Genomic DNA, 24,988 nt, shown 5'->3' with positions numbered 1-24,988 from the left:
GCCGCAGGCAGGCTCAAAACAACCGGCAAGGCCACCGATCTCGGCAAAATCATCTTCCACGACTCCTGCTACCTCGGGAGACACAACAACATCTACGACGAACCGAGAAGCGCCGTCGCCCGGGCTACCGGAGAACCGCCGGTGGAATTCGAGCGGCAGCGGAACCAGGGGTTCTGCTGCGGCGGCGGCGGTGGCCGGATGTGGCTCGAAGAGCATACCGGCGCCCGGATCAACATCAACCGGGTCGAAGAGGCACTGGCCAAAAACCCGGATACCGTCTGCGTCGCCTGCCCCTACTGCCTGACCATGTTCGAAGACGGACTCAAAGATAAACTGTCCGGCCAGACCAGGGTCAGGGATGTTGCCGAAATCGTCGCGGAGGCGGTTAGGTGATCGCTATGATGCCGAAATAAACAGCAAAAAAATCCGTTCCGGCAAGGTTCGGATTTTTTAGTATATTAAGACTATGATGACAGACAACACAGTTACACTTGTCCTGCTTAGCGGCTTACTGTTGGGAACCTGGGCAGGGTATGTGATGCATCGCTCCGATTTCTGTATCGCCGGGATGTTCAGGGATATCTTTCTCTTTAAATCGATGTTTAAGTTGCGCATCCTGCTGCTGCTCGTTGCCACTGGTATGCTGCTGTTTGAACTGTCCCGTCTCAGCGGGCTGCTCCCTCTCTACCCGTTTCCCCTGATCGGTTCACCATCACTCGCCAACCTGATTGGCGGTTTTCTGTTCGGGATCGGCATGGTGCTCGCCGGTGGATGCGTGGTTGGAACACTCTACAAGATGGGTAGCGGCAGCATTCCGGCGCTGGTGGCCTTTATCGGTTTGATAATCGGGAGTGCGATTTATGCCGAGTATCATCCCTGGTGGAGTTCCGTCATCAGGAAGACAACGTTTTGGCCCGGAACGGTTACGGTTCCACAGTTGCTGGGGATCACCCCTGTTTTGCCGGTAATACTGCTGGCAATTCTTTCCGGCTGGTATTTTTATCGGGTTCACAAAATGGGAGGATGGGTACGGACCACCTTTGCCGAGGGCGCCTTGCAGCAGTGGCAGGCAGCGGTTTTATTGGCTTTGATCGGCACCCTGTCATATGTCACTGTGGGACTGCCGCTGGGGATCACCACCGCCTACGCCAAGATTGCCGGTTATTGCGAATCGATCGTATTTTCAGAGCATTTTGGGCAACTTGCCTATTTCAGATCAGTTCCCCTCAGTTACCGGCATCCACTGACAGGATCATCGCTGATCGGGGGGCCTGGCCCGGCCATCGATGCGATAGCCGTGATTCAGCTCCCGGTAATAGTCGGGATAGTGTGCGGGAGCGCCGCCTCTGCCTGGATGTTAAATGAATTAAAGATTTACGCGAAAATGCCGTTAAGACATTATATATGCGCATTTATTGGCGGCATAATCATGGGGCTGGCATCGCGAATGGCGCCGGCCTGCAACGTCTGGCACCTTCTCGGCGGCTTGCCGATCCTGGCGTTGCAGAGTATCCTTTTTGTGGCAGGCATCATTCCCGGGACCTGGCTTGGCACGTTATTTCTGAAAAAACTGGTGATCCGCTGACGACATCGGCCGTAAAGGTGATTAAAGATGGCAGCTCCTGTCAGAACCATTGAATTCGATATCCGCGGGCAGATATGCCCGTCAACCTTGCTGGTTGCCCTCAGAGAGATCAACAAGAACTTCGTTGATCTTAACAATGGTACGGTTCAACTCGTTTTTCGAACCGACAACAGGGACTCAACCACGACCATTCCCGAATCTGCAGGCAATATGGGGCTCCATTGTTCAGTAATGAAAAATGAATCCTGTTACATGATCCAGGTCTCAAACCATGATTGCGGCCAACAGGCAGGCACCTGGGAATCGGCTTAGGGAATGAGATGAATAATGACTCTTCTCCCTATATAAAGCCGGATCAACCAGGCGCTTCTCTGGACGCACTCTATGCCGAGTTGAAACGGTTGCGCGAGGAGAACGGCTACCTGCGCGATAAAATTGCTGGCAAAAGCGCCTACATTCGTACAAAAACCAATGAACTGCTGGGTGTAATGGGCACACAGCCGCTCAAACCAGAAGAGCTGGATGATGAAACACTCGTGGACGTTGATCCGATCGGCATTATCTCCAGTTCTATCAAGCATGTTCTGGAAAACCTGAAGGAAACCAACCATCAGCTGCATATTGTCAATGAAAATACCTCGGCAATTTTTGCTGCCGCCGAGGTGGGTATACTCGTAATTGACGGCCGGAAAAAGATCCTGTCATGCAACAACAAGCTTCGCGAGCTGTTTTTCCCGGACAAGGACCTCTCTGCCGTCATCGGTAGTTACTGCAGCGACGAAGTATGCCGGCATAACCGGCCGAAAGAGGGATGTGCCTGCGAGATGATCCAGGACGGCCGGGGTATAGGTCGGATCGAGAGCTGGAAGTACGGTGACCGGATATTCAATGTTGTTGCCACTCCTATCAAGAACGAGGATGGCGAATTAGCGGATGTGGTGGTTGTTTACAATGAAATAACCGAACTGAAAACAGCGGAAGAACAGCTCAGTCACCTGAATGCGGAACTCGAAAGCCGGATCAGGGAACGCACCGTCCAGCTGGAATTGGCAAACAATGAACTGGAGACATTCTGCTATACCGTATCCCACGATCTGCGGGCGCCTCTGCGCCACATCAAGGGGTTTGCCAATATCCTCTCCGAGGAATGCGCCAATTCTCTGAACGAACTAGGGATAGACTGTCTGAAACGGATAAGCAATGCCAGCAGCCGGATGAGTGCACTGATCGATGACCTGCTGCATCTTTCCAGGGTTTCCAAGCTGGAGATCAGGCATACAAATTACGATTTGAGCCGGTCTGCGGAAAAGATCATCGCCATGTTCCGCGATACTGAACCGAACAGGAATGTGCGAACCTTTGTCGAACCGGGGCTCATCGCCTCAGGTGATGCCACGCTCCTGGATCTGGTGCTGCAGAACCTGATCGGTAACGCCTGGAAGTACTCATCGGAAAACCCTGAAGCTGTTATTAAAGTAGGAAAGGATAACAGTAAGGGAAAACAGGTTTTTTACGTGCGCGACAACGGTGTTGGCTTTGATATGGCTTACAGCAAGAAACTGTTCCAGGTTTTCGAGCGACTCCATGGTGATGAGTTCGAGGGGACCGGAATAGGACTTGCGACGGTAAAACGGGTCATTGCCAGGCACGGCGGTCGAATCTGGGCTGAAGCCGCGGTCGGGGAAGGGGCAACATTCTATTTTACCCTTCCGGAGATAAAAAAGAGCTGACAGCCAGTTCTTGTTTTCGCTGGTTCTGGTAGTTGCCTCGTCCCGGCCACTGTCATTCTTGACTTTTCCCCCCCTTTAACCTACTATCCCGCTTCATGAAAAAGCTCACCAGACAGATATCAATAGGGGGTGTGGTTGTCGGCGGCGGGGCGCCCTGCTCGGTCCAGTCGATGTGCAGCACCGATACCCGTGACGAGACGGCAACCCTTGCCCAGATCAACTCTCTGGCCGGCGCCGGATGCGAGATCGTTCGCTGCGCCGTGCCTGACATGGATGCCGCCGAGACGCTCGGCCGGATCAAATCAGTCAGCCCGATTCCGGTTATTGCCGACATCCATTTTGACTACAAGCTGGCGCTGAAGGTGCTTGAAGGGGGAATCGACGGTCTCCGCCTCAACCCCGGCAATATCGGTGAGCAATGGAAGGTGGAGGAGGTCGTGCGGGCTGCCCGGGAACGGCAGGTGCCGATCCGGATCGGTGTCAATGCCGGCTCTCTGGAAAAGGAGCTGCTGGTTAAGTACGGCCATCCCACGGCGCAGGCCATGGTCGATTCCGCGCTCGGCCATGTCCGGATTCTTGAGGATATCGGCTACGACCAGATCAAGATCTCGCTCAAGGCTTCCGATGTCATGAAGACCGTGGCAGCGTACCGGTTGCTCTCGGATGCGGTCGATTATCCGCTCCATATCGGTATCACCGAGGCCGGCACCATTTTTTCAGGTACCATCAAGTCGTCGGTGGGGCTCGGTATCCTGCTGGCCGAAGGTATCGGCGATACCATGCGGGTCTCGCTCACCGGCGATCCGGTGGACGAGGTCAGGGTTGGGTTCGAGATTCTGAAGGCCCTGGGGATCAGGCAGAGAGGGATCAATTTCGTTTCCTGCCCGACCTGCGGCCGCTGTCAGATCGATCTGATCACCGTGGCCCAGGAGGTTGAGCGCCGCCTGCAGACCGTTGACGCCCCTGTCACGGTCGCAGTCATGGGGTGCGTGGTAAACGGCCCTGGCGAGGCCCGCGAGGCCGATTTCGGCATAGCCGGCGGCCGGGGCGAAGGGCTGCTGTTCCGGCACGGCGAAATTGTCCGGAAGGTGCCGGAGAGGGAGCTGGCCGATGCCCTGGTAGAGGAAGTGATGAACTCTGTTAAGAAGGATTAGTGAAAGCAGGAGATTCCCCTCTTTTAGGCCGGGAGTTTCAAGGTAACGTCTGAAAGCCGCTGCAAACCGATTCAAAGGTTTGGGCGGCTTTATTGTTTTTCGCTACATTTACCGCCTGATAATGCCGATATATTGTTAGAGCAGTGGTATTTGGTCGCTGCAATAACATTTTGAAAGGTAACATGCGTTGGAAGCGGCAATTTTCATCATGCTATTTCTGACAAGCGACGAGCTGGTTTTTGCCTTTAAGGCATTGGCTCTCTTGTTTTGCGCCGGTTACGCGATTGCTCAGGCGCTGATCAGTTACAGCGAAAGCGAGAACCGGAAGGCTACCGAACAGATGCTGCAAGAGGCAAAAGCCCGTGCGGAATCCAGCCCTCAAGTGCTTGCAATACAAAATGCAATGCAAAATGCTATGCAAAAGAGTAATACGATTGCCACCAAGGAAAAGGAGGCTGATTCCGGCGGCAGCCCGACTGTTTATGTAACCGACGAAGAGCGGGCACTGGCTAAAAAGTTAGCAGAAGAGATGAGGAATGCGGGGCTGGGTTGATCCCGTGAACTCCATATCTTCCGTGATAGCTATTCAAAATTGCTTGCATACGAATCATAAAGAGTATAAGCGGCCCCGTATGACCCTCCCTTGACTTTTCAACCCCTTTCGCCTATTATCCCGCATCTTGAAGGTTGTCCGCAGGCTCGGTGAGGAGCTGTATCGCGGGCTCAGTCGGGTATGCAAATCACGCAATGCACATTTTATCAAACCAGAGGTTTTTCAATGCGATATTCCCAGTATTTTATACCAACAGTTAAGGAAACCCCGGCAGATGCCGAGGTGATCTCGCACCAGCTGATGCTCCGCGCCGGGATGATCCGGAAGGTTGCGGCCGGGGTCTACAACTACCTGCCGCTTGGACTCCGTTCCATCCGCAAGGTGGAACAGATTGTCCGCGAGGAGATGAACCGGGCCGGCGCCATCGAGCTCCTGATGCCGATGGTGACCCCGGCCGAGCTCTGGCAGGAGTCGGGGCGGTGGGAGTTCTACGGCAAGGAGCTGCTCAGGTTCAAGGATCGGAAAGACGGCGAGTTCTGCCTCGGACCGACCCACGAAGAGGTTATAACCGACATCGTCCGCAGGGAGATTCGCAGCTATCGCCAGTTGCCGATCAATCTCTATCAGATCCAGACCAAGTTCCGCGACGAGATCCGTCCCAGGTTCGGCCTGATGCGCGGCCGGGAGTTCATCATGAAGGACGCCTATTCCTTTGATGTGGACAGCTCTGCTGCGGATATCTCCTACGACAAGATGTACCAGGCGTACCGCCGGATCTTCGAGCGGTGCGGACTGAATTTCCGCGCCGTGGAGGCGGATACCGGCAGCATTGGCGGGTCATCGTCCCACGAATTCATGGTGCTGGCCGATTCAGGCGAGGATGCGATCCTGTCCTGCAGCGCCTGCGACTATGCGGCTAACGTGGAAAAGGCCGAGTCGAAGCCGTTCCCGGAGTCGACCGGAGAGCTGCTCCCAAAGGAAGCGGTGGCAACCCCGGACCGTAAGACGATCGAAGAGGTTGCCTCGTTCCTGGGAGTCCATCCCGACCAGACCGTCAAGGCGCTGATAGTGGTTGCCGATGACGAGCCGGTCATGGCGCTGGTCCGCGGGGATCACGACCTGAACGAGCTGAAACTGAAGAACTTCCTTGGCGCTGCCGAGCTGGAGATGGCAACCGACGAGGTTTATGTCAAGGCGAGCGGCGGCCCGGTCGGGTTTGCCGGACCTAGCGGCGTGACGGTGCGGGTCATTGCCGATCAGGCGATCCAGGGGATGTGCAACTTCATCATCGGTGGCAACGCCAAGGATCTGCATTTCCGGAACGCCAACCACAGCCGGGATTTCGATGTCACCGCGTTTGCCGATATCCGGACCGTTGTGTCCGGCGACCCTTGTCCGCGCTGCAGCAGCGGGGCGATGGAGGTGTGGCGCGGGATCGAGGTCGGCCATGTCTTCAAGCTCGGCACCAAGTATTCCGAGAAATTGAAGGCGACCTATCTCGATGCCGACGGCAAGGAGCAGGTGATCTTTATGGGGTGCTACGGCATTGGCGTGGGGCGGTCCGTTGCCGCCTGCATCGAGCAGAACCATGACGCCAACGGCATCATTTTCCCGATCCCGATCGCGCCGTTCCATTGCATCGTCTCTGCCTTGAGTGTCAAGGAGGAGCCGGTGGTCAAGGCTTCGGAGGATATCTACAACCGTCTGGCCTCGGCCGGCGTGGAAGTGCTGCTGGACGACCGCGACGAGCGGCCCGGATTCAAGTTCAAGGATGCGGACCTGATTGGCATCCCCCTTCGGATTGTTGTCGGCGCCAAGAACCTGACCGAAGGGAAAGTGGAACTGAAGCACCGCAGGAGCGGCGAGGTGGAGCTGCTCCCTATCGATGAGGCAGTGGCCAGGGTCCGGAAGCTGGTTGCAGAGGCGCTGGCGCAATAGAACCGCGGTAGCGATGGTTGTATCCGTGAGGCGGGGAGGTGACTCCCCGCCTTTTTTAATTGTCATCAATGTCATGATGCGGTAGTTTTGCATCAGGTGTGAATTGATAGCTGAAGTCAATTAGTTGCAGGGGAAAGAACATGATCCGATGCATTACCTTAACGCTTTCGATATTTATGCTGTGCCAAGTATCCACATTGCTGGCAGCTGAGTCGAGCCGTGATTCTCAACCATGGTATGCAGGAGATGAGCGTTGTCCTCCCCCCAAGAATGACGGAACGTATTCGGCTCCTTATAACCCCATGGATCATAAATATGAATACCCGATGTTTGACGGCGCCGACAAGCCCGGATGGTCATGCTCATACCAGCGGGAAGATGGGATAATCGTTCAATTCGGGGATAGCCGGACCCCTCAGGAGCAGTGGCTGGCCGTCTGGGGGGACTTTGACAATAACAATTAGACAGCCGTTGATCCGGACTGTTTATGGATCTTTCGGACAGACTATCAGTTGTATTTTCTCGCCGCTCCTGCTATGTAAGTCTCAATATCAATCCCGAAAAGGTTCTCAATCATGACCCGCGATGAAGCACGCAAGAAGATCATTTTTGCCCTGGATGTGCCGGGGATGGCAGAAGTACGGAAATGGGCGGAACTCCTTTCCAACAAGGTTGGGATGTTCAAGATCGGCAAGCAGCTTTTTACCGCCTGCGGCCCCGAGGCAGTGCGCGCAATCCGCGCTACCGGCGGCGAGGTGTTTCTCGACCTGAAATACCACGACATCCCAAACACCGTCGCCATGGCCACAGTCGAGGCGGCTCGGCTCGGGGTGCAGCTCTGCAACCTGCACGCACTCGGCGGTTACGAGATGATGGCGACCACAATGGAGACGCTCCGGAAACAGTGCGGTGATAACCGGCCAAAGGTGCTGGCTGTGACCATCCTGACCTCGTCGAATCAGCAGACCCTGGCGGAGATCGGGATCGAGACGCCGATCAGCGACCAGGTCGTGAGGCTGGCTAAGCTTGCCCGGCGGGCAGGCATTGACGGTGTCGTTGCCTCGCCGCAGGAAGTGCCGATGATTCGGGCGGCATGCGGCAGCGATTTCCTCATCGTCACCCCGGGGGTGAGGCCTCTGTTTGCCTCAGCTGACGATCAGAAGAGGATCATGACCCCGGCCGAGGCGGTTTCCGCAGGCGCCGATTACCTGGTGATCGGCAGACCGATCTCCGCCCATAACGATCCGGCGCTGGCGTGCAATCTGATCATTGACGAGATTGTTGCCGGGAAGGCGGTTCTCTAGTGGCCGAAGAGATCGTTTACGGGATCAATGCCGTTACCGAAGCGCTCCGTGGGAAACGGAAAGCGTTCGAGCTTTTTATCTCCGGCCCCATGGATGAACGGCGCATGGAACGGATCATAAAGCTGGCTCGAGAGCGGGGGGTGTCGGTACGGCAGCGGCAGAAGCAGGATCTTACCCGTCTTGCCGGTTCTGACCATCATCAGGGAGTTGCCCTCAAGGTCGAACCGTTCCCTTACAGTGAGTTGGAAGATATTATTGCTGCAACCGCTGGCGACGCAGACTCTCTGCTGCTCTTGCTGGACTCAGTTCAGGACCCGGCAAATCTCGGTTCTCTGGCAAGAAGCGCGGCCTGTGCCGGCGCATCTGGTATTGTCATTACCAAAGACCGTTCCGTAGGTGTGACACCATCGGTTGAACGGGTCTCTGCCGGTGCGGTGGAGACACTGCCCGTAGCCCGGGTCACCAATCTGGTTCAGGCGCTGGAACAGCTCAAGGAAGCGGGATTCTGGATCTATGGGCTTGCCGATGATGCGTCTGCCACGATCTACAGCCAGAAGTTCTGCGGCAAGGTTGCTCTTCTGGTCGGCAGCGAAGGGGAAGGGATCAGGCCGCTGGTCCGAAAGGCGTGCGATGTGGTCCTCTCCATTCCTATTCATGGCGGTGTTTCGTCGCTTAATGCCGCGGTCGCCGGGAGCATCGCTCTGTTCGAGGTGGTAAGGCAGCGGAGCGCCGGCAGCGCCGGTTGAAAATCCACGGCCTGCTTGCAAATGTAGATTCTTTGTATTATTATGGCCTGATTTTAATCCTATCAGGAGGTAGGAAATGTTTGAAGATTCCGGTGAAATACCAAAGGATATGGAAATTATAGATTCAATACTTACCAAGACCCTTAAAAGCGGATTTCAGGTGGAGGTAAAGCTGGTAAAGCGGCCGAGACAGTATGAGGCCGCCCTCTTTATCAACGATAAATACAAGCCCGGCCCTCCGGTGCCACGACCTATGGAAACCCCGGCCGGTGAGGCCACTCATTGGATGGGGGTAAGGCCAAAGGTCGGTTTTACCGCGGAAGAGGCCGATAAGATCCTTGATGAGGTGAGCGGCCAGAACGTATTGCGCAGAATCCATTTCATCGATAAATGGGGCGTGCAGGACGATATCTAGATTTCATCCCCCCAATAACCCGTATAAAAGGAGAATAACGATGGTTGCCATCGATTTCGGCAAGATGAACGGCCTGATCCCGGCCGTCATCCAGGACCATGAGACCGGCGATGTCCTTATGGTGGCGTTCATGGACGAAAAGACCCTGAACCTCACCCTGGAGTCCGGCAAGACCTGGTTTTTCAGCAGGACCAGGAACAAGTACTGGATGAAAGGGGAAGAATCCGGCAACACCCAGGAAGTAGTCGAGGCCTATACCGACTGCGACAGCGACTCCGTGGTCATCAGGGTGAAACAGAACGGGCCAGCTGCCTGCCATACCGGCAACCGGAGCTGTTTTTACGTTAAATGGGAAAACGGCCAGTGGGTGGAACACTCCAACCCTCTCTTTGATCCCAAGGAGGTATACAAGAAGTGAGCAATGTCCTGCAATTCGGCATCCCCAAGGGGAGCCTTGAGAACGCCACTGTCGACCTGTTCAAGAAGGCCGGGTGGCAGATAACCATATCGTCCCGGAGCTATTTCCCTGGCATTGACGATGATGAAATGAACTGCAAGCTGATCCGCCCCCAGGAAATGGGTAAGTACGTGCAGCGGGGAACCATTGATGCCGGCATTGCGGGGCGTGACTGGGTGCGTGAGAACGAGTCGGATGTCATCGAGGTCTGCGAGATGGTTTATTCCAAGGTCTCGCGCCGGCCGGCACGCTGGGTGCTGGTGGTAAACAAGGACTCCAAGGTGGAAAAGCCCGAAGACCTCCATGGAGCAACCATCTCCACCGAACTGGTCGGTTTCACCAAGCGTTATTTTGCCGAGAGAAATATCCCGGTAACGGTCGAGTTTTCCTGGGGTGCAACCGAAGCCAAGGTCGTTGACGGCCTGTGCGACGCCATTGTCGAGGTCACGGAGACCGGTTCCACCATCAAGGCCAACGGCCTCAGGATCGTCTGCGAACTGATGGAGTCGGTGCCGGTCCTGGTCGTAAACAAGGCAGCCTGGAATGACTCCTGGAAACGGGAGAAGATCGAGACCATTGCCAAGCTGCTCAAATCGGCCCTGGCTGCCGAAGGGATGGTCGGCTTGAAACTGAACGCCCCCAACAGCGCGGTCGAGGCGATTACCAGAATCCTGCCGAGTCTCAATCAGCCGACCGTTGCCCACCTCTTCAACTCTGACTGGGTATCGGTCGAAAGCGTGCTTCCGGAAAAGGATGTCCGGAAGATCGTGCCCGAACTGCTGAAACTGGGAGCTCAGGGGATCGTCGAATATCCGCTTAACAAGATTATTTGACCGGCTATTACTCAGCCTGGAATAAGGGATAGCGGTTGATGCCGCTATCCCTTTGTTTGTAGGACAAGTATTATGAGAGGTTCTAACCATGCCGAAAATTGAGATCGATGTTGTGCGCTGTAAAGGGTGCGGTCTCTGCACTACTGTTTGTCCCCACAAGATCGTGGCGATGAGCGAGACAATCAATTCCATGGGATACCACACGGCATTGGCCCCGGATCAGGGGAAATGCACCGGTTGTTCGTTTTGTGCCCAGATCTGCCCGGATGCGGCAATCATTGTCTTTAAATAGCGATTCTGTTCGCGGAGGTTTGTTGTGCAAGCACGAAAGTTTGTAAAGGGGAACGAAGCGGTAGCCATGGCGGCAATTGAGGCGGGTTGCCGACATTATTTCGGTTACCCGATCACACCGCAAAGCGATATTCCCGAGTATCTCGCCCGCGAATTCCCGGCCCTGGGTGGAGAGTTCATCCAGGCTGAGAGCGAAATAGCCTCCATAAACATGCTCCTTGGCGCCTCTGCCTGCGGGGTTCGGGCCATGACCTCCTCATCTGGTCCCGGCATTTCTCTAAAGCAGGAGGGGATCTCCTACATGGCCGGTTCGGAACTGCCGGGCGTCATTGTGGATATTTGCCGGCAGGGGCCGGGACTCGGCGGTATCGATGCCTCCCAGGCCGACTATTTTCAGGCAACCAGGGGTGGAGGGCACGGGGGCTATCGCATTATCGTTCTGGCACCGGCATCGGTTCAGGAGATGTATGACCTGACCATGCTGGCGTTTGATCTTTCGGATATCTACCGGATGCCGGCCATGGTATTTGCCGATGCCGTCATCGGCCAGATGAAGGAGGCTATCATCCCTAATCCGAGACCTGCTGCCACTCTACCGGCAAAAGACTGGGTAGTGCGCGGCAGAAAAGAGGGTACGGAGCAACGGGTGGTCAAGTCTCTGAAACTCGGTGACGGAGAGATGGAGGCCTTTCACTGGCAGATGCATGAGCGTTACCATGAACTCCAGGAAAAGGAATCCCGGTGGGAAGAGTTTGAGACTGCCGATGCCACACTGGTAGTGACAGCCTTCGGGTCTGCTGCCCGGATCGCTAAATCTGCAGTAATGGCGGCTCGCGAAGCAGGGATGAAGGTCGGACTGCTGCGACCGATCACGCTGTTCCCATTCCCGGCCAAGGCGTACCATGACCTCACCGGACGGTGCCGCAAGATCCTCGATATCGAGCTCAGCACCGGCCAGATGATCGATGATGTCAGGCTCTCCGTTCAGCCCGGCACTGAAATCGATTTTTACGGCCGGCCTCCCGGAGCCGGGTCGTTGCCGACGCCGGAAGAGATTTTCGAACAGATAAAAAACGCATTACTGATATTCACAAATCTTTCACCTTTCACGAGGTTTTGATATGCAACAGGTTTTTAAAAGACCGGCTTCTCTTATGGACGTACAGACCCATTTCTGCCCCGGCTGCCAGCACGGTACCATCCACAGGATTGTTGCCGAGGCGCTGGACGAACATGGTCTGCGCGATCGTACCATCGGTTGCGCTTCAGTGGGGTGCTCGGTATTTCTCTACAGCTACTTTGACATCGATGTGGTCGAGTCGCCGCATGGCCGGGCTTCTGCGGTTGCAACCGGGGTCAAGCGGGCAAGGCCCGAATCGATAGTCTTCACTTACCAGGGTGACGGCGATCTGGCTGCCATCGGCACTTCCGAGATCATTCACGCCGCAAACCGCGGCGAGGATATCACGGTAATTTTCGTCAACAATACCACTTACGGCATGACCGGTGGCCAGATGGCGCCAACAACGCTTGTCGGTCAGAAAACCTCCACCACTCCCTATGGCCGCAATCAGTCCAAGGACGGCGCCCCGCTCAAGATGGCCGAACTGCTGTCAAACCTTGACGGTGTTGCTTTCAGCGCCAGGGTGGCGGTCAATGACCCGCGCAACCTGATCGACGCCCGGAAGCAGATCTCCAGGGCGTTCCGTTACCAGGCTGAAGGGAAAGGATTTTCTTTCATCGAGGCCCTTTCCGCATGCCCTACGAACTGGGGGATGAACCCCCTGCAGGCAAATGCGAGGGTTGGGGCCGAGTTGATTCCATACTTCCCGGTCGGAGTGTTTAAAAACGTTCACAACCTGTGAAGAGTGCATTGTGAAAGGTGAATAATTACCATTCATCTATTCACTATTCACCATTCACATTTCACGAGGGTCCTTTTATGCGTCACGATCTCTTTATCTCCGGTTTTGGCGGCCAGGGTGTCCTGCTCGCCGGAAACCTGCTTTCGTATGCAGCAATTCGGGAAGGGAAGAACGTCTCGTTTTTTCCGGCCTACGGCGTTGAAAAGCGCGGCGGTGCGGCGATGTGCACAGTGATTATTGCCGACGGAGAGGTGGGATCTCCGGTTGTGGGCAACCCGAGCGTTTCGGTGCTGCTCAATCAGCTCTCCTTTGACAAGTATTATCCGAAGGTCGCCAGCGGCGGGATATGCATAGTCAATACATCTCTGGTCGATACGGCTGGCCATGTCAGAAGCGACGTCGAGTTGATAGCAATCCCCATGAACGAGATTGCCAACTCGCTCGGTGACCCGAGGATGGTCAATATGGTGGCTGTCGGGGCGTATGCCGCAAAAAGTGGCGCCGTCTCCATCAAAGCTGTTGAAGATGCCCTGAGTGACGCACTTCCTGAGCGGAATCACCGGTTTATACCGGCCAATGTCAAGGCGATCGCGGCCGGCGCGGACCGGACAGTCTGAAAAATGAAATAGGCTCGGAAAAAGGCTTGACCCGGGAAGATCTTTCTGCTAAAAAACCTCTGGTTTGATGGGGTGTCGCCAAGCGGTAAGGCAACGGACTCTGACTCCGTCATCCCGAGGTTCGAATCCTCGCACCCCAGCCATTTCATTCGCCAGCCAAGAAGATTTGCATACATTTTTCAGGTCCCATCGTCTAGTGGTTAGGACACCGGCCTTTCACGTCGGTAACAGGGGTTCAAGTCCCCTTGGGATCACCATCTTTTAACAGTAATTCTTGTACAAAGGGTTGCTGTTTTTTTTTATTTTGCATTGAACCGGAGAAGTTGGTTATTTTACAGGATCGTAATACCTGTAAAGCGCCCAAGGAGACATTGATGACCAAGTTCAGATTAATTTCATATCTTCTGTGTCTATTGTTCTTAATCTCAACCCCGGTTTTTTCCGCGCAGGTCAACAATTTCGAGTCACCGGAATCCGAAGGGGTATATACCGGCGAAATGAAAATGGAAACCCCTCTCTCCCCTCTCCCGACTAACCAACAAGGAATCCTGCCGGGCGTCGAAGACCAGAAAACACCTTCGCGTCTGCAGAGAGGGATTTCCCCCCTGGACAATCAACAGCAACAGCAGGGAATGCGGCGGATTCAATCTCTGGACAAGATCACTGTGGATACCGGACTGCAGCAGAAAACCCTGCAGAAAAAGCCCAAGATCATTCTTAAAGCCGTGTCCGGAGACAGCATGGTTTCGCTCAGTTGGAAGGTCAACGGGCTGACGCAGAAACCCGGCGACCAGCCGGCGAGATTTACAATTTACTACGGTATAGAATCCGGTCGCTATGACAATAAGGTGGAGGTCGGTCCGGTATCGGAACACAAGTTTCGCTTTCTGCGCAATAAACAAATCTATTACTTCAAGGTCCAGGGTACGGTTCAGACCCCGGTAGAGAGCACTGAGCCGCTACTCGCCGACGAACCGGTAAAGCAGGAGTTGATCTTTTTTTCCAATGAGGAACGGGTCCTCCCTGTCAGTGAAGAAGAACAAGGGTCGCTGCTCGAAAGATCCTTTGCCTCCAAGACGACCACCCTGCAGGATACGGTTGAGGTTGAGCCGTTTATCAGAACATTGAAGCAGTTCGGCTACGAGTTCTTCAAAAACTCCCTTGCTGCCTCCACCCCGCTCGATAATGCGCCTGTTGGCGAAGATTACGTTCTCGGCCCGGGTGATTCGCTCCGGATTGACCTGTGGGGGTCCATTCAGGGGCGGTATGAGCTTGTTGTGGACCGGAATGGAGAGATTACGCTGCCCAGAGTCGGGACGGTCAAGGTCTGGGGTGCGGGCTTCGGCCAGGCCAAGGAGATGATTTCCAAGGCGGTTTCCCGTTACTACAAGGGTTACGAACTTAATGTCTCCCTTGGCCGGCTCAGGTCGATCCAGGTATTTGTAGTCGGTGAAGTCGAGTCTCCCGGCGCCTATTCGGTGACCTCCACAGCCACTGTCATCAATGCGCTCGCCTTGGCAGGAGGGCCTTCCAAAAGCGGCAGCCTGAGAAATATCCGGCTGTCGAGGGGGGGGAAAGCGGTCAGACAGATCGATCTGTACGAGATGTTCCTTGCCGGTGACCGGTCAAACGATGTCCGTCTTGAAAATGGCGATACCATCTTTGTCCCGGTTATCGGACCGGTTGCGGCCGTGGCCGGCGAAGTCAGGCGCCCGGCGATCTTTGAGTTGAAAAACAAGACCTCGCTCGGCCAGCTTCTTGAGATGGCCGGCGGGCCATCGGCAAGTGGCGATCAGGGGCGGCTCCAGATCGAGCGATTTGATCCGAAATCAGGCCGGGTTGTTTCCGATCTGAAACTTGGCGATCCCGAAACCGCTGCAAAGGAGATAATGGACCGGGATATGGTCAAGCTTTATCCGGTAATGAAGGCATTGCGGCAGGTTGTCACGCTTCAGGGAAATGTGGCCCGTCCCGGAGAGTATCAATTCAAGGCCGGCATGAGAGTGTCCGACCTGATCCCTTCCTTTACCGCCGTAGTTCCCGATGCCTACCTGGATGCTGCCCAAGTTACCAGAATCGTTCCCCCGGATTTCCATCGCGAAACAATTGTGTTCAACCTCAGCAAGGTGCTGTCCGGAGATGAAAAGGAGAACGTCCCCCTGCACGAACAGGATACGGTGAAGGTATTCTCGCGCCAGGAAATGGTCGAGAAACCCACTGTATCCATCAATGGCATGGTAGTAAACCCCGGCACATACGATTACTACCCGAACATGACCATTCGCGACCTGGTTGCGGCCAGCGGCAGCCTCAAGCGTAACGCCTACATGGAAAAGGCCGAGCTGACCCGGATTATTCTGGACAAAGGGATCGCCCGGGCGGAACGGGTAGATGTCGATCTGGCAAAGGCAATGGCCGGCGACTCCGGTCATAATCTGACGTTGAAGCCTGATGATGTGTTCATTGTCAGGGGTGTGCAGGAGTGGCTTGATTCTTCCGATCGATTCATCAATGTGCAGGGTGAGGTCAGGTTCCCCGGCATTTATTCGGTCTCTAAAGGTGAAAAACTCAGTTCCATCCTGAAGCGCGCCGGCGGTTATACCGACAAGGCTTATCTGAAAGGAGCCCGTTTTTTCAGGAAAACGGTGCAAAAGGATCAGCAAAAACGGATGGATGAAATCATTCTGAGATCCGAACAGGATATCATGAAGAAACAGGGCGAGCTTGCATCTGTAGCAGCTTCGCGGGAGGAACTCGAAGCAACCAAGGCTGCTCTCGAAGGGTTGCAGAAAAACCTGGATAAACTGAAGACCTTGAAGGCCGAAGGGCGCATTGTAATTGCCATTGCCGGGATTGGCGAATTCGAGAACAGCCCCAACGATGTTGAGGTTCAAGGGGGCGATGTCCTTGATATCCCGCCGCGGTCGAGCGTAGTCAATATAATGGGGCAGGTCTACAACCAGACCTCCTTTATTCATAAGCCGGGAGAGCAGTTGTCGTATTACCTGGAAAAGGCAGGAGGCACGACTCGCGACGCCGAGGGGGGTGAGATGTATATCATCCGCGCCGATGGCTCGGTTTTCAGCCGGCAGCAATCGTCATTCGGTATTAAGTGGGACGACGAAAGCCGTAGCTGGACCTTCGGCAGTTTCATGGCGACCCCGCTCCAGCCCGGCGATACCCTTGTCGTGCCCCAGAAGCTCGAAAGAACGGCTTGGCTTCGCGAGATCAAGGACATAACCCAGATATTGGCCAATGTCGCCTTGACTGCGGGCACAGTTCTTATCGGGTTGAAGTAGCCCATAATGCCGATGACAGAGCCAGAACAGCAGTTAACCGGTCATGAACCAGGGGCAATTCCCGGGACCAGAAGTGTGGCGACAGCCCTCTTGATCTGCTGGGTATTGATAATAATCTGGTTATCTCTCACCCCATCGCCTCCGAAAATGCCCAATAAGTTTCTCGGGTGGGATAAGCTGCAGCATGCTTCGGCCTATGCAGTTATGATGTTTCTTGGCGTCAGGGCTTTTGCCTATTCCGGAAAGGCGATTTGGCCTGTTTTTATCGGCGTGGTATGTTTCGGTGGGGCCATGGAGATTGCCCAGAGTTTGCTTACCAGCCATCGAACGGCGGATATCTTGGATCTGGTAGCTAACATGACCGGGGCTGCTGCTGTGTGGCTGATGCATTGTTTTTCCAGACGGCGCAAGCTTGCAACCGGCAGCTGCAATACTTTGTTCATGCTGACATTTGTTGCCGCCGTCCTGGGGCCGTCAGGTGAGTCCTGGGGCGGAGAGTCGGCATTTGCCCCTGTTGGCGAAATGAAGTCAGCTGCAGTGCGCATCGCTGATGAAGCCGTGGAAATAGGCAAGGCCCCGTTCGGCATCGAAAACAACGGACTGCTGACAACCGCGCTGGTTGCCGGGTCAATTGCCGTTACCGCTCTATATGACGAGGATATCCGCGACAAGGTCGCAACGCGAAAAGGGGGTAATCTGGATCGCGCAGCCGATATCGGTTCATTTGTCGGCGATCCATTTGTCCATCTGGGGATTGCCGCTGCAGTCTATAGCGGCGGAATTCTGGGTGATTCCCCCAAATACAAGGAGCTGGGCGAGATGCTCGGTGAAGCTGCACTGCTTGCAGATGCTTCCACACTGATTCTCAAACAGACCATCGGGCGGGGGCGACCCTCGGCTTCCGGTGATTCCGGCAGTTTCCGCCCCTTTCAATTCAGGACGGATTACGATTCCCTCCCTTCGATGCATACTGCCAGCTCCTTTGCAATGGCGTCGGTCGTCGCGTCTGCTGCAGATAGCCCGATTACGGCTATTGCTTCTTATGCCGCGGCAACCTTCGTGGGATTCTCACGAATTTATCAGAATAAGCACTGGGCCAGCGATATACTGTTAGGCGCCGCAATCGGCGAACTCTGCGGCAGGGTTGTTACCCGTTATCATGCGACCGCGCGCTACCGGAGCATTGCCATTGCCCCGGTGGTATCGGATTCATCCGCGCTCCTGGCGCTGGTGGGGAGATTTTAATGGAAGACAATATCCTGAAGGGTGTCATTTTTGACTTTGACGGCGTTATCGTAGATACCGAACCGCTTCATTACCGCTCTTTCCAGGTAGTGCTCGAACCGCTCGGCCTCGGTTACTCCTGGGAGGCATACGTCGAGCGGTACATGGGGTTTGATGACCGCGATGCCTTTGTCGAAGCGTTTCGCGCCGGCGGCCGGACCCTTGATCACGATGCCCTCGAAGAGCTGATTGCACTCAAGGCCAAGCTGTTTCAGGACGTGGTTGCCGGTGGTGTTACGGCGTATCCGGGTGTTGTCGACCTGATATCTGCATTGTCGTCAGAACTGCCGCTGGCTATCTGCAGTGGCGCCCTCAGAAGCGACATCGAGCCGATTCTCCACCAGCTGGCCATCGATAATGCCTTTAGCGCCATGGTTACTGCCGAGGAGGTTGCCGCCAGCAAGCCGGATCCGGCCAGTTATGCCCTGGCAGCGAAAAAGCTCGCGGTTGCCTTTCCAGGCAGCGGCATACTGCCGTCAGGCTGCGTGGCAATAGAAGACACTCCTGCCGGAATTGCGTCCGCTGCCGGCGCCGGGATACCGGTCCTCGCGGTGACCAACAGCTACCCGGCGGAACAGCTGGGTAGCGCGCAGCGCATCGTCTCATCTCTGGCGGACATCTCGATCGCCGATCTCAAAAAGATAGTATCTTACTGATCATGCACCCCTTGCCGGTCGATTCGGTAATCCCGGAACTCCTTTATTCACTGGAGTCTGCTACCGGGGCCGTGCTTCAGGCCCCACCCGGTTCGGGCAAGACCAGCCGCGTCCCTCTGGCATTGCTCAACTCTTCGCTCGGCGCTGCCGGCAGGATCCTGATGCTCGAGCCGCGCCGGCTGGCGGCAGTGAATGCTGCTTCCTGGCTGGCGAAAAGCATTGGTGAGAGGGTCGGGGAAACAGTCGGTTATTCGATCCGTTTCGATCGGAAAGTCTCGCCTCGGACCCGGGTCGAGGTGCTTACCGAAGGGCTCCTGACCCGGAGGCTCCAGGCCGATCCCACACTCGACGGCATTTCAACGGTGATCTTTGACGAGTTCCATGAGCGGAGCCTGCACGCAGATACGGCACTCGCTCTTTGCCTGGACGTTCAGAAGACGATCAGGCCGGATCTCAAAATCGTAGTCATGTCCGCAACCCTGGAATGCGGGCCGGTGTCCGGACTCCTGGGAGACGTTCCTGTCGTGTCTTGTGCCGGGGTATCCCATCCTGTCGATATCCGTTACCTCGGCGATCCGGCCGGGGAGATCGCGGCTGCGGCTGCCGGGGGGGTAAAGAGGGCATTGGCGGAAACTTCCGGCGATCTCCTCGTATTTCTGCCTGGTAGCGCAGAAATCAGAAGATGCGGCCTCATGCTCGCCGATTCCAGCCCCGGCGATATCCTCATCTCTCACCTTTACGGCGATCTCCCTTTTGAGGACCAGGAACGTGCCCTCTTGCCGGGCAATAAACGGAAGGTGGTGCTGGCGACAAATATTGCCGAAACCAGCCTCACCATCGAAGGGGTATCGGTGGTAATTGATGCCGGCCTGTCCAGGACGGTCCGGTTCGATCCTGCCACCGGCCTCAACCGGATCCAGACGGTCAGGGAATCGGCGGCATCTGCGGCGCAGAGGGCAGGACGAAGCGGGAGGCTCGGCCCCGGCATATGCTATCGCCTTTGGAGTGCCGCGACCAATGCCACGCTTGTCCCTTATGGGCAGCCGGAGATCAGGGTAGTCGATCTGGCCCCGTTGGCCCTCGAACTGGCGAATTGGGGCGTGGCCGACCCGGCAGCGCTCTCCTGGCTGGATCCGCCGTCAACCGGTGGCATGGAAGAGGCGAGGTCTTTGCTGCAGATGCTCGGAGCGCTTGATGCCGGTCACAGGATCACGAACCGGGGGAGAAGAATGGCCATGCTCCCCCTTCACCCGAGGCTTAGCAGCATGGTTCTCGAAGGCGAAGCGCTTGGGGCCGCACCCATTGCCTGTGACCTGGCAGCGCTTATCTCCGAGAAAGAGATATTGCGGCGCGACTATCTGATGAATCGTCCGAGTAACAGCTGCGATTATACCGATCGGCTGGAACTTCTTGATGAATGGCGCTCCGGAAGCGGTTTGTCCGGCGTACTGGATACCAATGCCTGCAGGCAGGTAGACAGGGTCAGTGGCCGGCTCAAAAGACTCGTGAATTCGGGCCGTGACGACCAGGCGCCGATGTTGGACCTGGTCCCGCTACTGCTATTGCAAGGGTTTCCTGACCGGTGCGCCATGCAGAGAGAAGACCGGTCCGACCGTTATCTGCTGGCCAACGGCACCGGGGGAAGGCTTGGCCCGGGCAGTTCGCTGCATGACCGGCAGTTCATCGTGGCGGTCGAGATATTGGGCAGCCCGGGAAAAGAAGGGGTTATCCATGGCGCCTCCGGCGTGACCGGTGATCAGATACGACGCCAGTTTAGCGAACAGATTGCGATCGAGCGAAAGACCTCCTGGGACCGGGAGAGCGGCCGGGTTATCACGACGGCAGAGGAGTGTTTCGGGGCACTAAGGCTTTCGATCAGGAGTTGCGCCTCAAAGGATGAAGAGGTAGTCAACGCTTTGCTGGGGGCGATAAATGAAGATCCCGAGCTCGGTATGCTGCCGTGGACGGACGGTGCCCGTCAGTTCCAGGCTCGACTGGCGTTTATCAACAGGGTAGCCGGAGATAAGAGCTTGCCCGACCTGTCCAATGATGCTCTTTCCTCCAGACTGGCCGAGTGGCTTTCGCCAGCGCTATCCGGGATGAAGTCGGCGTCAGATCTGAAGCGACTCGATATGCTCGGATTGCTGCAGTCGCAGTTGTCCTGGGAACAGCTTCGTCTGCTTGACGAGGGGGCGCCCACCCATATTACCGTCCCGAGCGGATCGCGTCTGCGTCTTGATTATTCGGGCGGAGAACCGTTTGTGGCGGTAAAACTTCAGGAGATGTTCGGGTTGGCAGAGACTCCCACAATAGCGTGGGGGAGGGTTCCGATCATCCTGCACCTGTTGTCCCCGGCCCAGCGGCCGATGCAGGTGACCAGGGATCTCCGGAGTTTCTGGGACAAAACGTATCCGCAGGTAAAAAAGGAGCTCAAGGGGAGATATCCGAAGCATCCCTGGCCGGATGACCCGTGGAGCGCTGTTCCGACGCGGAAAACCGTTCGGGCGAAGTCAGCGTAAATTGGTGAACAGGATGGTGCCGTCCGGTTGCAGGTAGCGGCGTACCGGGGCGCTGGCGACTTCCTGGTGAGGGGCTGTTCCTCCGGAGGGGAGAAACGAGGCGGTAATGTTTTCCCCGTTCTTCCATGCCTCAAAATGAAGATGTGGTCCGGTGGAGCGGCCGGTGGAACCAGACAGGGCGATTGTCGTGGAGCGGTCGACTGCGGCGCCTTCGCTAACCTGATTACTGCTGTGGTGCGCATATAACGTATACATGCCGTCGTTATGTGCGACAATGATGGCGTTGCCGTAGCCGTTTCGCCAGCCGCTGAAGATCACGGTTCCGGGGGCGACCGGTTTCACCGGAGTACCTGACGGTGCAGCTATATCCATGCCGTTATGATGCCGCAGCTTGCCGTCGAATGGGTCATTACGGTAACCGATGCTGGATGTGATGACACCCTGCAACGGGAGTTCATTGGGAGCTGAAGGGTGCTGTTCGCCTGATTGGACGGCTGACTGATCCGGTTTTGGCGCCGCAAGCCTGGTGGCTGCTTTACGGGGCTTTGGTCTTTCATGCCTGGGTTCGCGCATGATGAGGGTATATCGTCCGTCACTGGGAGAATCGGTATACGAAATGGTCTCAGTGTCGTCTTCATGACGGAAGATGTCGCCCCATCCGGGTGAGGCAACAGTCAGCATGCCGAGCAACAGTATGGTAATCTGATTTGGTTTCATAAAAATTCTGGGTGATGTTACATAATTATCGGTTTAAATACAAGTATCTTGAGGAGAATAAGGGAATGCGAATTGCGGTTGTGGGGTCCGGGGCGCTGGGATTGTATTATGGGGCGCTGCTTCAGCGTGCCGGCAACGATGTAACGTTTTTGCTGCGGCGCGATTATGAGGCCGTGACTGCGTCGGGTCTTACCGTCAGATCTATCAACGGCGATTTCCGGCTCGAACAGGTAGCAACGGCGTTTCGCCCCGAGGATATCGGGGAGGTCGAGCTTGTCCTGGTAGGGCTAAAGACGTTTGCCAACAGCAGTTACCGGGAGTTGATCACTCCGCTGGTGGGGGCGAAGACCCGCATCCTGACTCTGCAGAACGGGCTTGGCAACGAAGAAATGCTGGCAGAACTGTTCGGGCCGGATCGAATTCTGGGTGGGGTTGCCTTTCTCTGCGCCAATCGTGGCGAGCCTGGGGTAGTGCACCATCTGGGGGCTGGGCGAGTCGAACTCGGCAGGTTTGCCGGCGTTGCCGAAGAATTTCTTGCCGAAGTTGCGGACAGTTTCCGGAATGCCGGGATCGAGTGCAACATAGTCAAGGACCTGAAAAGCGCGCGGTGGCAGAAGCTTGTCTGGAATATCCCGTTCAACGGGCTGTGCGCGCTTCTCGATACCCCTGTGGATCGCCTTCTGGCGCATCCTGCGACCCGCTCCCTGATCAGGGATATCATGATGGAGGTTATTGCCACGGCAAATTCCCAGGGGCTGCTGGAACCGATATCCTTCGAATTTGCCGAAAAGATGCTGGTCTTCTCCGACGCTATGGGCCCTTATATGCCTTCTATGCAGATCGACAGGCAGGAAGGGAGGCCTTTGGAGCTTGACGCTATTTTTGCCAGGGCTGTTGAGGCCGGGACTGTCAGAGGCGTGCCGCTCCCCAAGACCGCCATGCTCCATTCGTTGCTGGCATTCGTTGCTGCAGTGTGATGAAAAAATAGGCTTACAGCGAGTCGTTGCTGCCTTGTTTTTGTGCTCATTTGCACCACTCCGGCCTTTGACGAACAGTGTGATTTGTAACTAGCTGGAATAGCGACTGATATTTTTGTCGGTTGCGTTGGCAGATTTATTGCTCAATTTGTGCTATCTTCCTGCATCTGTTTTGACGAGGACTGACTTCTGAAGTACAATGACTAACCATTAATCAATAAACTGCATGGGGGTGATCAACTTTGAAAAAAGTAGAAGCCATAATAAAGCCTTTCAAGCTTGACGAGGTGAAGGACGCACTCAACGAAATCGGCATTCAGGGGATTACGGTCAGTGAGATCAAGGGATTCGGGCGCCAGAAGGGGCATACTGAACTATACCGTGGTGCCGAGTATGTAGTTGATTTCATCCCGAAGATAAAGATGGAGATCATCGTATCAGACGACATTGTCTCCAAGGTAGTCGAAACAATAGAACAGGCTGCCAAAACAGGCCGCATCGGGGATGGCAAGATTTTTGTCACACCAGTCGAAGAAGTTGTCCGGATCCGCACCGGTGAACGCGGCGAGGATGCACTCTAGATTAAAAAACAGCTTAACACAGCGAAAGGAGATTTTTTGATGACACCAAAAGAGGTAGTAGCATTTGCCAAAGAAAACGGCGCACTGATGGTAGATTTCAAGTTTATGGATTTTGTCGGTATCTGGCAGCATTTTTCCGTGCCTATGTCCGAATTCGGCGAAGATACCTTTGAAGAGGGGCAGGGGTTTGACGGTTCGTCCATCCGGGGCTGGCAGCCGATCCACGCTTCAGACATGATCATCGTTCCTGATCCGAATTCCGCCAAGATGGACCCTTTTGTCGCAGTTCCGACCCTGTCGTTGATCTGCAACATCTTCGATCCGATCACCAAGGAAGGGTATACCCGCGATCCGCGTAACATCGCTTTAAAGGCTGAGTCGTATCTCAAGTCCACCAACATCGGCGATACCGCATTCTTCGGGCCAGAGGCCGAATTCTTCATCTTCGACGATGTCCGTTACGACTCCAGCTCCAACCAGTCGTTCTATGCCGTTGACTCCATCGAAGGGACCTGGAACTCCGGCCGCGAGGAGTTCCCTAACCTCGGCTACAAGCCGCGCCACAAGGAAGGGTATTTCCCGGTTTCTCCGACCGATTCCCAGAACGATCTTCGTAACGAAATGGTCATGGAGCTTCAGAAGGTCGGTATTCGTGTCGAATGCCAGCATCACGAAGTTGCCACCGGCGGCCAGGCAGAGATCGACATGCGCTTCAATTCGCTGGTCGCAATGGCTGACGACCTGCAGTGGTTCAAGTATGTCATCAAGAACGTGGCCTGCAGAAACGGCAAGACCGTAACCTTCATGCCGAAGCCTCTTTATGGTGACAACGGCTCCGGCATGCACTGCCACATGTCAATATGGAAGAACGGTTCAAACCTGTTCGCCGGCGACAAGTACGGCGGGCTTTCCCAGATGGCTCTCTGGTATATCGGTGGCATCATCAAGCATGCCAAGGCACTCTGCGCCTTCACCAACCCGACCACCAACTCCTACAAGCGACTGGTGCCGGGCTTCGAAGCGCCGGTTAACATGGCTTACTCGGCACGGAACCGTTCCGCTTCCGTCCGTATCCCGATGTTTTCCTCCAACCCGAAGGCGAAGCGCATCGAGTACCGTACTCCGGACCCCTCGTGCAACGGCTACCTTGCCTTTGCCGCCATGCTGATGGCAGGTCTTGACGGTATCGAGAACAAGATCGATCCGGGCCAGCCGCTTGATAAGGATATCTACGGCCTTTCACCAGAAGAGCTCTCTGATATCCCTTCGGCTCCGGGTACTCTGGAAGAGGCCCTCAACTGCCTCAAGGATGACCACGAGTTCCTTCTCAAGGGCGATGTCTTCACTTCTGACGTCATCGAGAAGTGGATCGAGTACAAGATGGAGGCCGAGGTAAATCCGGTCCGCATGCGTCCGGTACCGCTTGAATTCGCTCTTTACTACGATATCTAATCCCAGCCTTCAATA

General features: G+C 55.5%; 25 protein-coding genes and 2 tRNA genes. 26 read left to right on the top strand and 1 reads right to left on the bottom strand.

Annotated elements, in window-relative coordinates:
* The 23 genes from OR1_RS15325 to hrpB form a co-directional block, all read left to right on the top strand.
* Positions 1 to 393, top strand: a 393-nt coding sequence (locus OR1_RS15325) for a (Fe-S)-binding protein (protein WP_041972762.1), incomplete at its 5' end; no start/stop codon positions are given.
* Between the two features lie 76 nt (positions 394 to 469).
* On the top strand, positions 470 to 1,585 hold the full coding sequence (locus OR1_RS15320) for a YeeE/YedE family protein (protein ID WP_152609928.1): 1,116 nt from the start codon (positions 470 to 472) through the stop codon (positions 1,583 to 1,585).
* A gap of 27 nt (positions 1,586 to 1,612) precedes the next feature.
* Positions 1,613 to 1,897 carry a sulfurtransferase TusA family protein gene (locus OR1_RS15315; RefSeq protein ID WP_041972760.1) on the top strand — a complete coding sequence of 95 codons (285 nt, stop codon included), beginning with the start codon at positions 1,613 to 1,615 and terminating at the stop codon, positions 1,895 to 1,897.
* Between the two features lie 8 nt (positions 1,898 to 1,905).
* The gene (locus OR1_RS15310; RefSeq protein ID WP_052440515.1) at positions 1,906 to 3,315 is read left to right on the top strand and encodes an ATP-binding protein; all 1,410 of its coding nucleotides are present in this window, start codon (positions 1,906 to 1,908) and stop codon (positions 3,313 to 3,315) included.
* Positions 3,316 to 3,410: 95 nt separating this feature from the next.
* Complete coding sequence (ispG, locus tag OR1_RS15305; RefSeq protein ID WP_041972759.1) at positions 3,411 to 4,469, top strand: flavodoxin-dependent (E)-4-hydroxy-3-methylbut-2-enyl-diphosphate synthase; 1,059 nt, start codon at positions 3,411 to 3,413, stop codon at positions 4,467 to 4,469.
* Positions 4,470 to 4,656: 187 nt separating this feature from the next.
* Positions 4,657 to 5,022 carry a hypothetical protein gene (locus OR1_RS15300; protein ID WP_041972758.1) on the top strand — a complete coding sequence of 122 codons (366 nt, stop codon included), beginning with the start codon at positions 4,657 to 4,659 and terminating at the stop codon, positions 5,020 to 5,022.
* Between the two features lie 225 nt (positions 5,023 to 5,247).
* Complete coding sequence (locus OR1_RS15295; RefSeq protein WP_041972757.1) at positions 5,248 to 6,960, top strand: proline--tRNA ligase; 1,713 nt, start codon at positions 5,248 to 5,250, stop codon at positions 6,958 to 6,960.
* Positions 6,961 to 7,100: 140 nt separating this feature from the next.
* On the top strand, positions 7,101 to 7,424 hold the full coding sequence (locus tag OR1_RS15290; protein WP_041972756.1) for a hypothetical protein: 324 nt from the start codon (positions 7,101 to 7,103) through the stop codon (positions 7,422 to 7,424).
* A gap of 111 nt (positions 7,425 to 7,535) precedes the next feature.
* Positions 7,536 to 8,264 carry an orotidine-5'-phosphate decarboxylase gene (pyrF, locus tag OR1_RS15285; RefSeq protein ID WP_041972755.1) on the top strand — a complete coding sequence of 243 codons (729 nt, stop codon included), beginning with the start codon at positions 7,536 to 7,538 and terminating at the stop codon, positions 8,262 to 8,264.
* Positions 8,264 to 9,010 carry a 23S rRNA (guanosine(2251)-2'-O)-methyltransferase RlmB gene (gene rlmB, locus OR1_RS15280; protein ID WP_041972754.1) on the top strand — a complete coding sequence of 249 codons (747 nt, stop codon included), beginning with the start codon at positions 8,264 to 8,266 and terminating at the stop codon, positions 9,008 to 9,010. Before pyrF ends, rlmB begins: the two co-directional genes overlap by 1 nt.
* Positions 9,011 to 9,086: 76 nt before the next feature.
* Positions 9,087 to 9,425 carry a hypothetical protein gene (locus OR1_RS15275; RefSeq protein ID WP_052440513.1) on the top strand — a complete coding sequence of 113 codons (339 nt, stop codon included), beginning with the start codon at positions 9,087 to 9,089 and terminating at the stop codon, positions 9,423 to 9,425.
* Positions 9,426 to 9,465: 40 nt separating this feature from the next.
* Positions 9,466 to 9,843, top strand: a complete 378-nt coding sequence (hisI, locus tag OR1_RS15270; protein WP_041972753.1) for a phosphoribosyl-AMP cyclohydrolase — start codon at positions 9,466 to 9,468, stop codon at positions 9,841 to 9,843.
* Positions 9,840 to 10,715 (top strand): ATP phosphoribosyltransferase, encoded by an 876-nt coding sequence (gene hisG / locus OR1_RS15265; protein WP_041972752.1) that lies wholly within the window; start codon positions 9,840 to 9,842, stop codon positions 10,713 to 10,715. Before hisI ends, hisG begins: the two co-directional genes overlap by 4 nt.
* A gap of 88 nt (positions 10,716 to 10,803) precedes the next feature.
* Positions 10,804 to 11,007 (top strand): ATP-binding protein, encoded by a 204-nt coding sequence (locus tag OR1_RS21735; RefSeq protein WP_082002985.1) that lies wholly within the window; start codon positions 10,804 to 10,806, stop codon positions 11,005 to 11,007.
* A 24-nt stretch (positions 11,008 to 11,031) separates the two neighbouring features.
* Entirely contained in the window at positions 11,032 to 12,126 is a 1,095-nt protein-coding gene (locus OR1_RS15260) for a 3-methyl-2-oxobutanoate dehydrogenase subunit VorB (protein WP_082002984.1), read from the top strand.
* A gap of 1 nt (position 12,127) precedes the next feature.
* Positions 12,128 to 12,871 (top strand): thiamine pyrophosphate-dependent enzyme, encoded by a 744-nt coding sequence (locus OR1_RS15255; protein WP_041972751.1) that lies wholly within the window; start codon positions 12,128 to 12,130, stop codon positions 12,869 to 12,871.
* A gap of 77 nt (positions 12,872 to 12,948) precedes the next feature.
* Positions 12,949 to 13,488: a 2-oxoacid:acceptor oxidoreductase family protein gene (locus tag OR1_RS15250; RefSeq protein ID WP_041972750.1), complete on the top strand. Its 540-nt coding sequence runs from the start codon at positions 12,949 to 12,951 to the stop codon at positions 13,486 to 13,488.
* 68 nt (positions 13,489 to 13,556) lie between these two features.
* Positions 13,557 to 13,631 (top strand) — tRNA-Gln (locus OR1_RS15245).
* A gap of 39 nt (positions 13,632 to 13,670) precedes the next feature.
* Positions 13,671 to 13,745 (top strand) — tRNA-Glu (locus tag OR1_RS15240).
* Positions 13,746 to 13,862: 117 nt separating this feature from the next.
* Positions 13,863 to 16,787, top strand: coding sequence for an SLBB domain-containing protein (locus OR1_RS15235; RefSeq protein WP_041972749.1), 2,925 nt, complete (start codon positions 13,863 to 13,865; stop codon positions 16,785 to 16,787).
* A gap of 6 nt (positions 16,788 to 16,793) precedes the next feature.
* The gene (locus OR1_RS15230; RefSeq protein WP_052440511.1) at positions 16,794 to 18,032 is read left to right on the top strand and encodes a VanZ family protein; all 1,239 of its coding nucleotides are present in this window, start codon (positions 16,794 to 16,796) and stop codon (positions 18,030 to 18,032) included.
* An 11-nt stretch (positions 18,033 to 18,043) separates the two neighbouring features.
* Positions 18,044 to 18,727, top strand: a complete 684-nt coding sequence (locus tag OR1_RS15225; protein WP_041972776.1) for an HAD family phosphatase — start codon at positions 18,044 to 18,046, stop codon at positions 18,725 to 18,727.
* Positions 18,728 to 18,729: 2 nt separating this feature from the next.
* Positions 18,730 to 21,246: an ATP-dependent helicase HrpB gene (gene hrpB / locus OR1_RS15220; protein WP_041972748.1), complete on the top strand. Its 2,517-nt coding sequence runs from the start codon at positions 18,730 to 18,732 to the stop codon at positions 21,244 to 21,246.
* On the opposite strand, the gene OR1_RS15215 is transcribed toward hrpB, so the two are convergent.
* Entirely contained in the window at positions 21,238 to 21,963 is a 726-nt protein-coding gene (locus OR1_RS15215; RefSeq protein ID WP_041972747.1) for a M23 family metallopeptidase, read from the bottom strand. The genes hrpB and OR1_RS15215 overlap by 9 nt on opposite strands.
* Positions 21,964 to 22,028: 65 nt before the next feature.
* Between OR1_RS15215 and OR1_RS15210 the strand changes: the two genes are divergently transcribed.
* The 3 genes from OR1_RS15210 (at position 22,029) to glnA (ending at position 24,973) form a co-directional block, all read left to right on the top strand.
* Entirely contained in the window at positions 22,029 to 22,940 is a 912-nt protein-coding gene (locus OR1_RS15210; RefSeq protein WP_041972746.1) for a putative 2-dehydropantoate 2-reductase, read from the top strand.
* Between the two features lie 242 nt (positions 22,941 to 23,182).
* Positions 23,183 to 23,521, top strand: coding sequence for a P-II family nitrogen regulator (locus tag OR1_RS15205; RefSeq protein ID WP_041972745.1), 339 nt, complete (start codon positions 23,183 to 23,185; stop codon positions 23,519 to 23,521).
* Positions 23,522 to 23,560: 39 nt separating this feature from the next.
* A complete protein-coding gene (gene glnA, locus OR1_RS15200) occupies positions 23,561 to 24,973 on the top strand; it encodes a type I glutamate--ammonia ligase (protein ID WP_041972744.1) in 1,413 nt (470 codons plus the stop codon).
* Positions 24,974 to 24,988 lie beyond the last annotated feature (15 nt).

Source organism: Geobacter sp. OR-1 (assembly GCF_000813145.1).
Classification (GTDB): Bacteria; Desulfobacterota; Desulfuromonadia; order Geobacterales; family DSM-12255; genus Geoanaerobacter.
Note: the sequence above shows the minus strand (reverse complement) of the source record. Positions and strands in the feature narration are given on the sequence as shown.

Coding starts and splice junctions, on each gene's coding strand:
- OR1_RS15320 (WP_152609928.1), top strand. CDS start 470: ATGACAGACAACACAGTTACACTTGTCCTGCTTAGCGGCTTACTGTTG.
- OR1_RS15315 (WP_041972760.1), top strand. CDS start 1,613: ATGGCAGCTCCTGTCAGAACCATTGAATTCGATATCCGCGGGCAGATA.
- OR1_RS15310 (WP_052440515.1), top strand. CDS start 1,906: ATGAATAATGACTCTTCTCCCTATATAAAGCCGGATCAACCAGGCGCT.
- ispG (WP_041972759.1), top strand. CDS start 3,411: ATGAAAAAGCTCACCAGACAGATATCAATAGGGGGTGTGGTTGTCGGC.
- OR1_RS15295 (WP_041972757.1), top strand. CDS start 5,248: ATGCGATATTCCCAGTATTTTATACCAACAGTTAAGGAAACCCCGGCA.
- OR1_RS15290 (WP_041972756.1), top strand. CDS start 7,101: ATGATCCGATGCATTACCTTAACGCTTTCGATATTTATGCTGTGCCAA.
- pyrF (WP_041972755.1), top strand. CDS start 7,536: ATGACCCGCGATGAAGCACGCAAGAAGATCATTTTTGCCCTGGATGTG.
- OR1_RS15275 (WP_052440513.1), top strand. CDS start 9,087: ATGTTTGAAGATTCCGGTGAAATACCAAAGGATATGGAAATTATAGAT.
- hisI (WP_041972753.1), top strand. CDS start 9,466: ATGGTTGCCATCGATTTCGGCAAGATGAACGGCCTGATCCCGGCCGTC.
- OR1_RS21735 (WP_082002985.1), top strand. CDS start 10,804: ATGCCGAAAATTGAGATCGATGTTGTGCGCTGTAAAGGGTGCGGTCTC.
- OR1_RS15255 (WP_041972751.1), top strand. CDS start 12,128: ATGCAACAGGTTTTTAAAAGACCGGCTTCTCTTATGGACGTACAGACC.
- OR1_RS15250 (WP_041972750.1), top strand. CDS start 12,949: ATGCGTCACGATCTCTTTATCTCCGGTTTTGGCGGCCAGGGTGTCCTG.
- OR1_RS15235 (WP_041972749.1), top strand. CDS start 13,863: ATGACCAAGTTCAGATTAATTTCATATCTTCTGTGTCTATTGTTCTTA.
- OR1_RS15230 (WP_052440511.1), top strand. CDS start 16,794: ATGCCGATGACAGAGCCAGAACAGCAGTTAACCGGTCATGAACCAGGG.
- hrpB (WP_041972748.1), top strand. CDS start 18,730: ATGCACCCCTTGCCGGTCGATTCGGTAATCCCGGAACTCCTTTATTCA.
- OR1_RS15215 (WP_041972747.1), bottom strand. CDS start 21,963: ATGAAACCAAATCAGATTACCATACTGTTGCTCGGCATGCTGACTGTT.
- OR1_RS15210 (WP_041972746.1), top strand. CDS start 22,029: ATGCGAATTGCGGTTGTGGGGTCCGGGGCGCTGGGATTGTATTATGGG.
- glnA (WP_041972744.1), top strand. CDS start 23,561: ATGACACCAAAAGAGGTAGTAGCATTTGCCAAAGAAAACGGCGCACTG.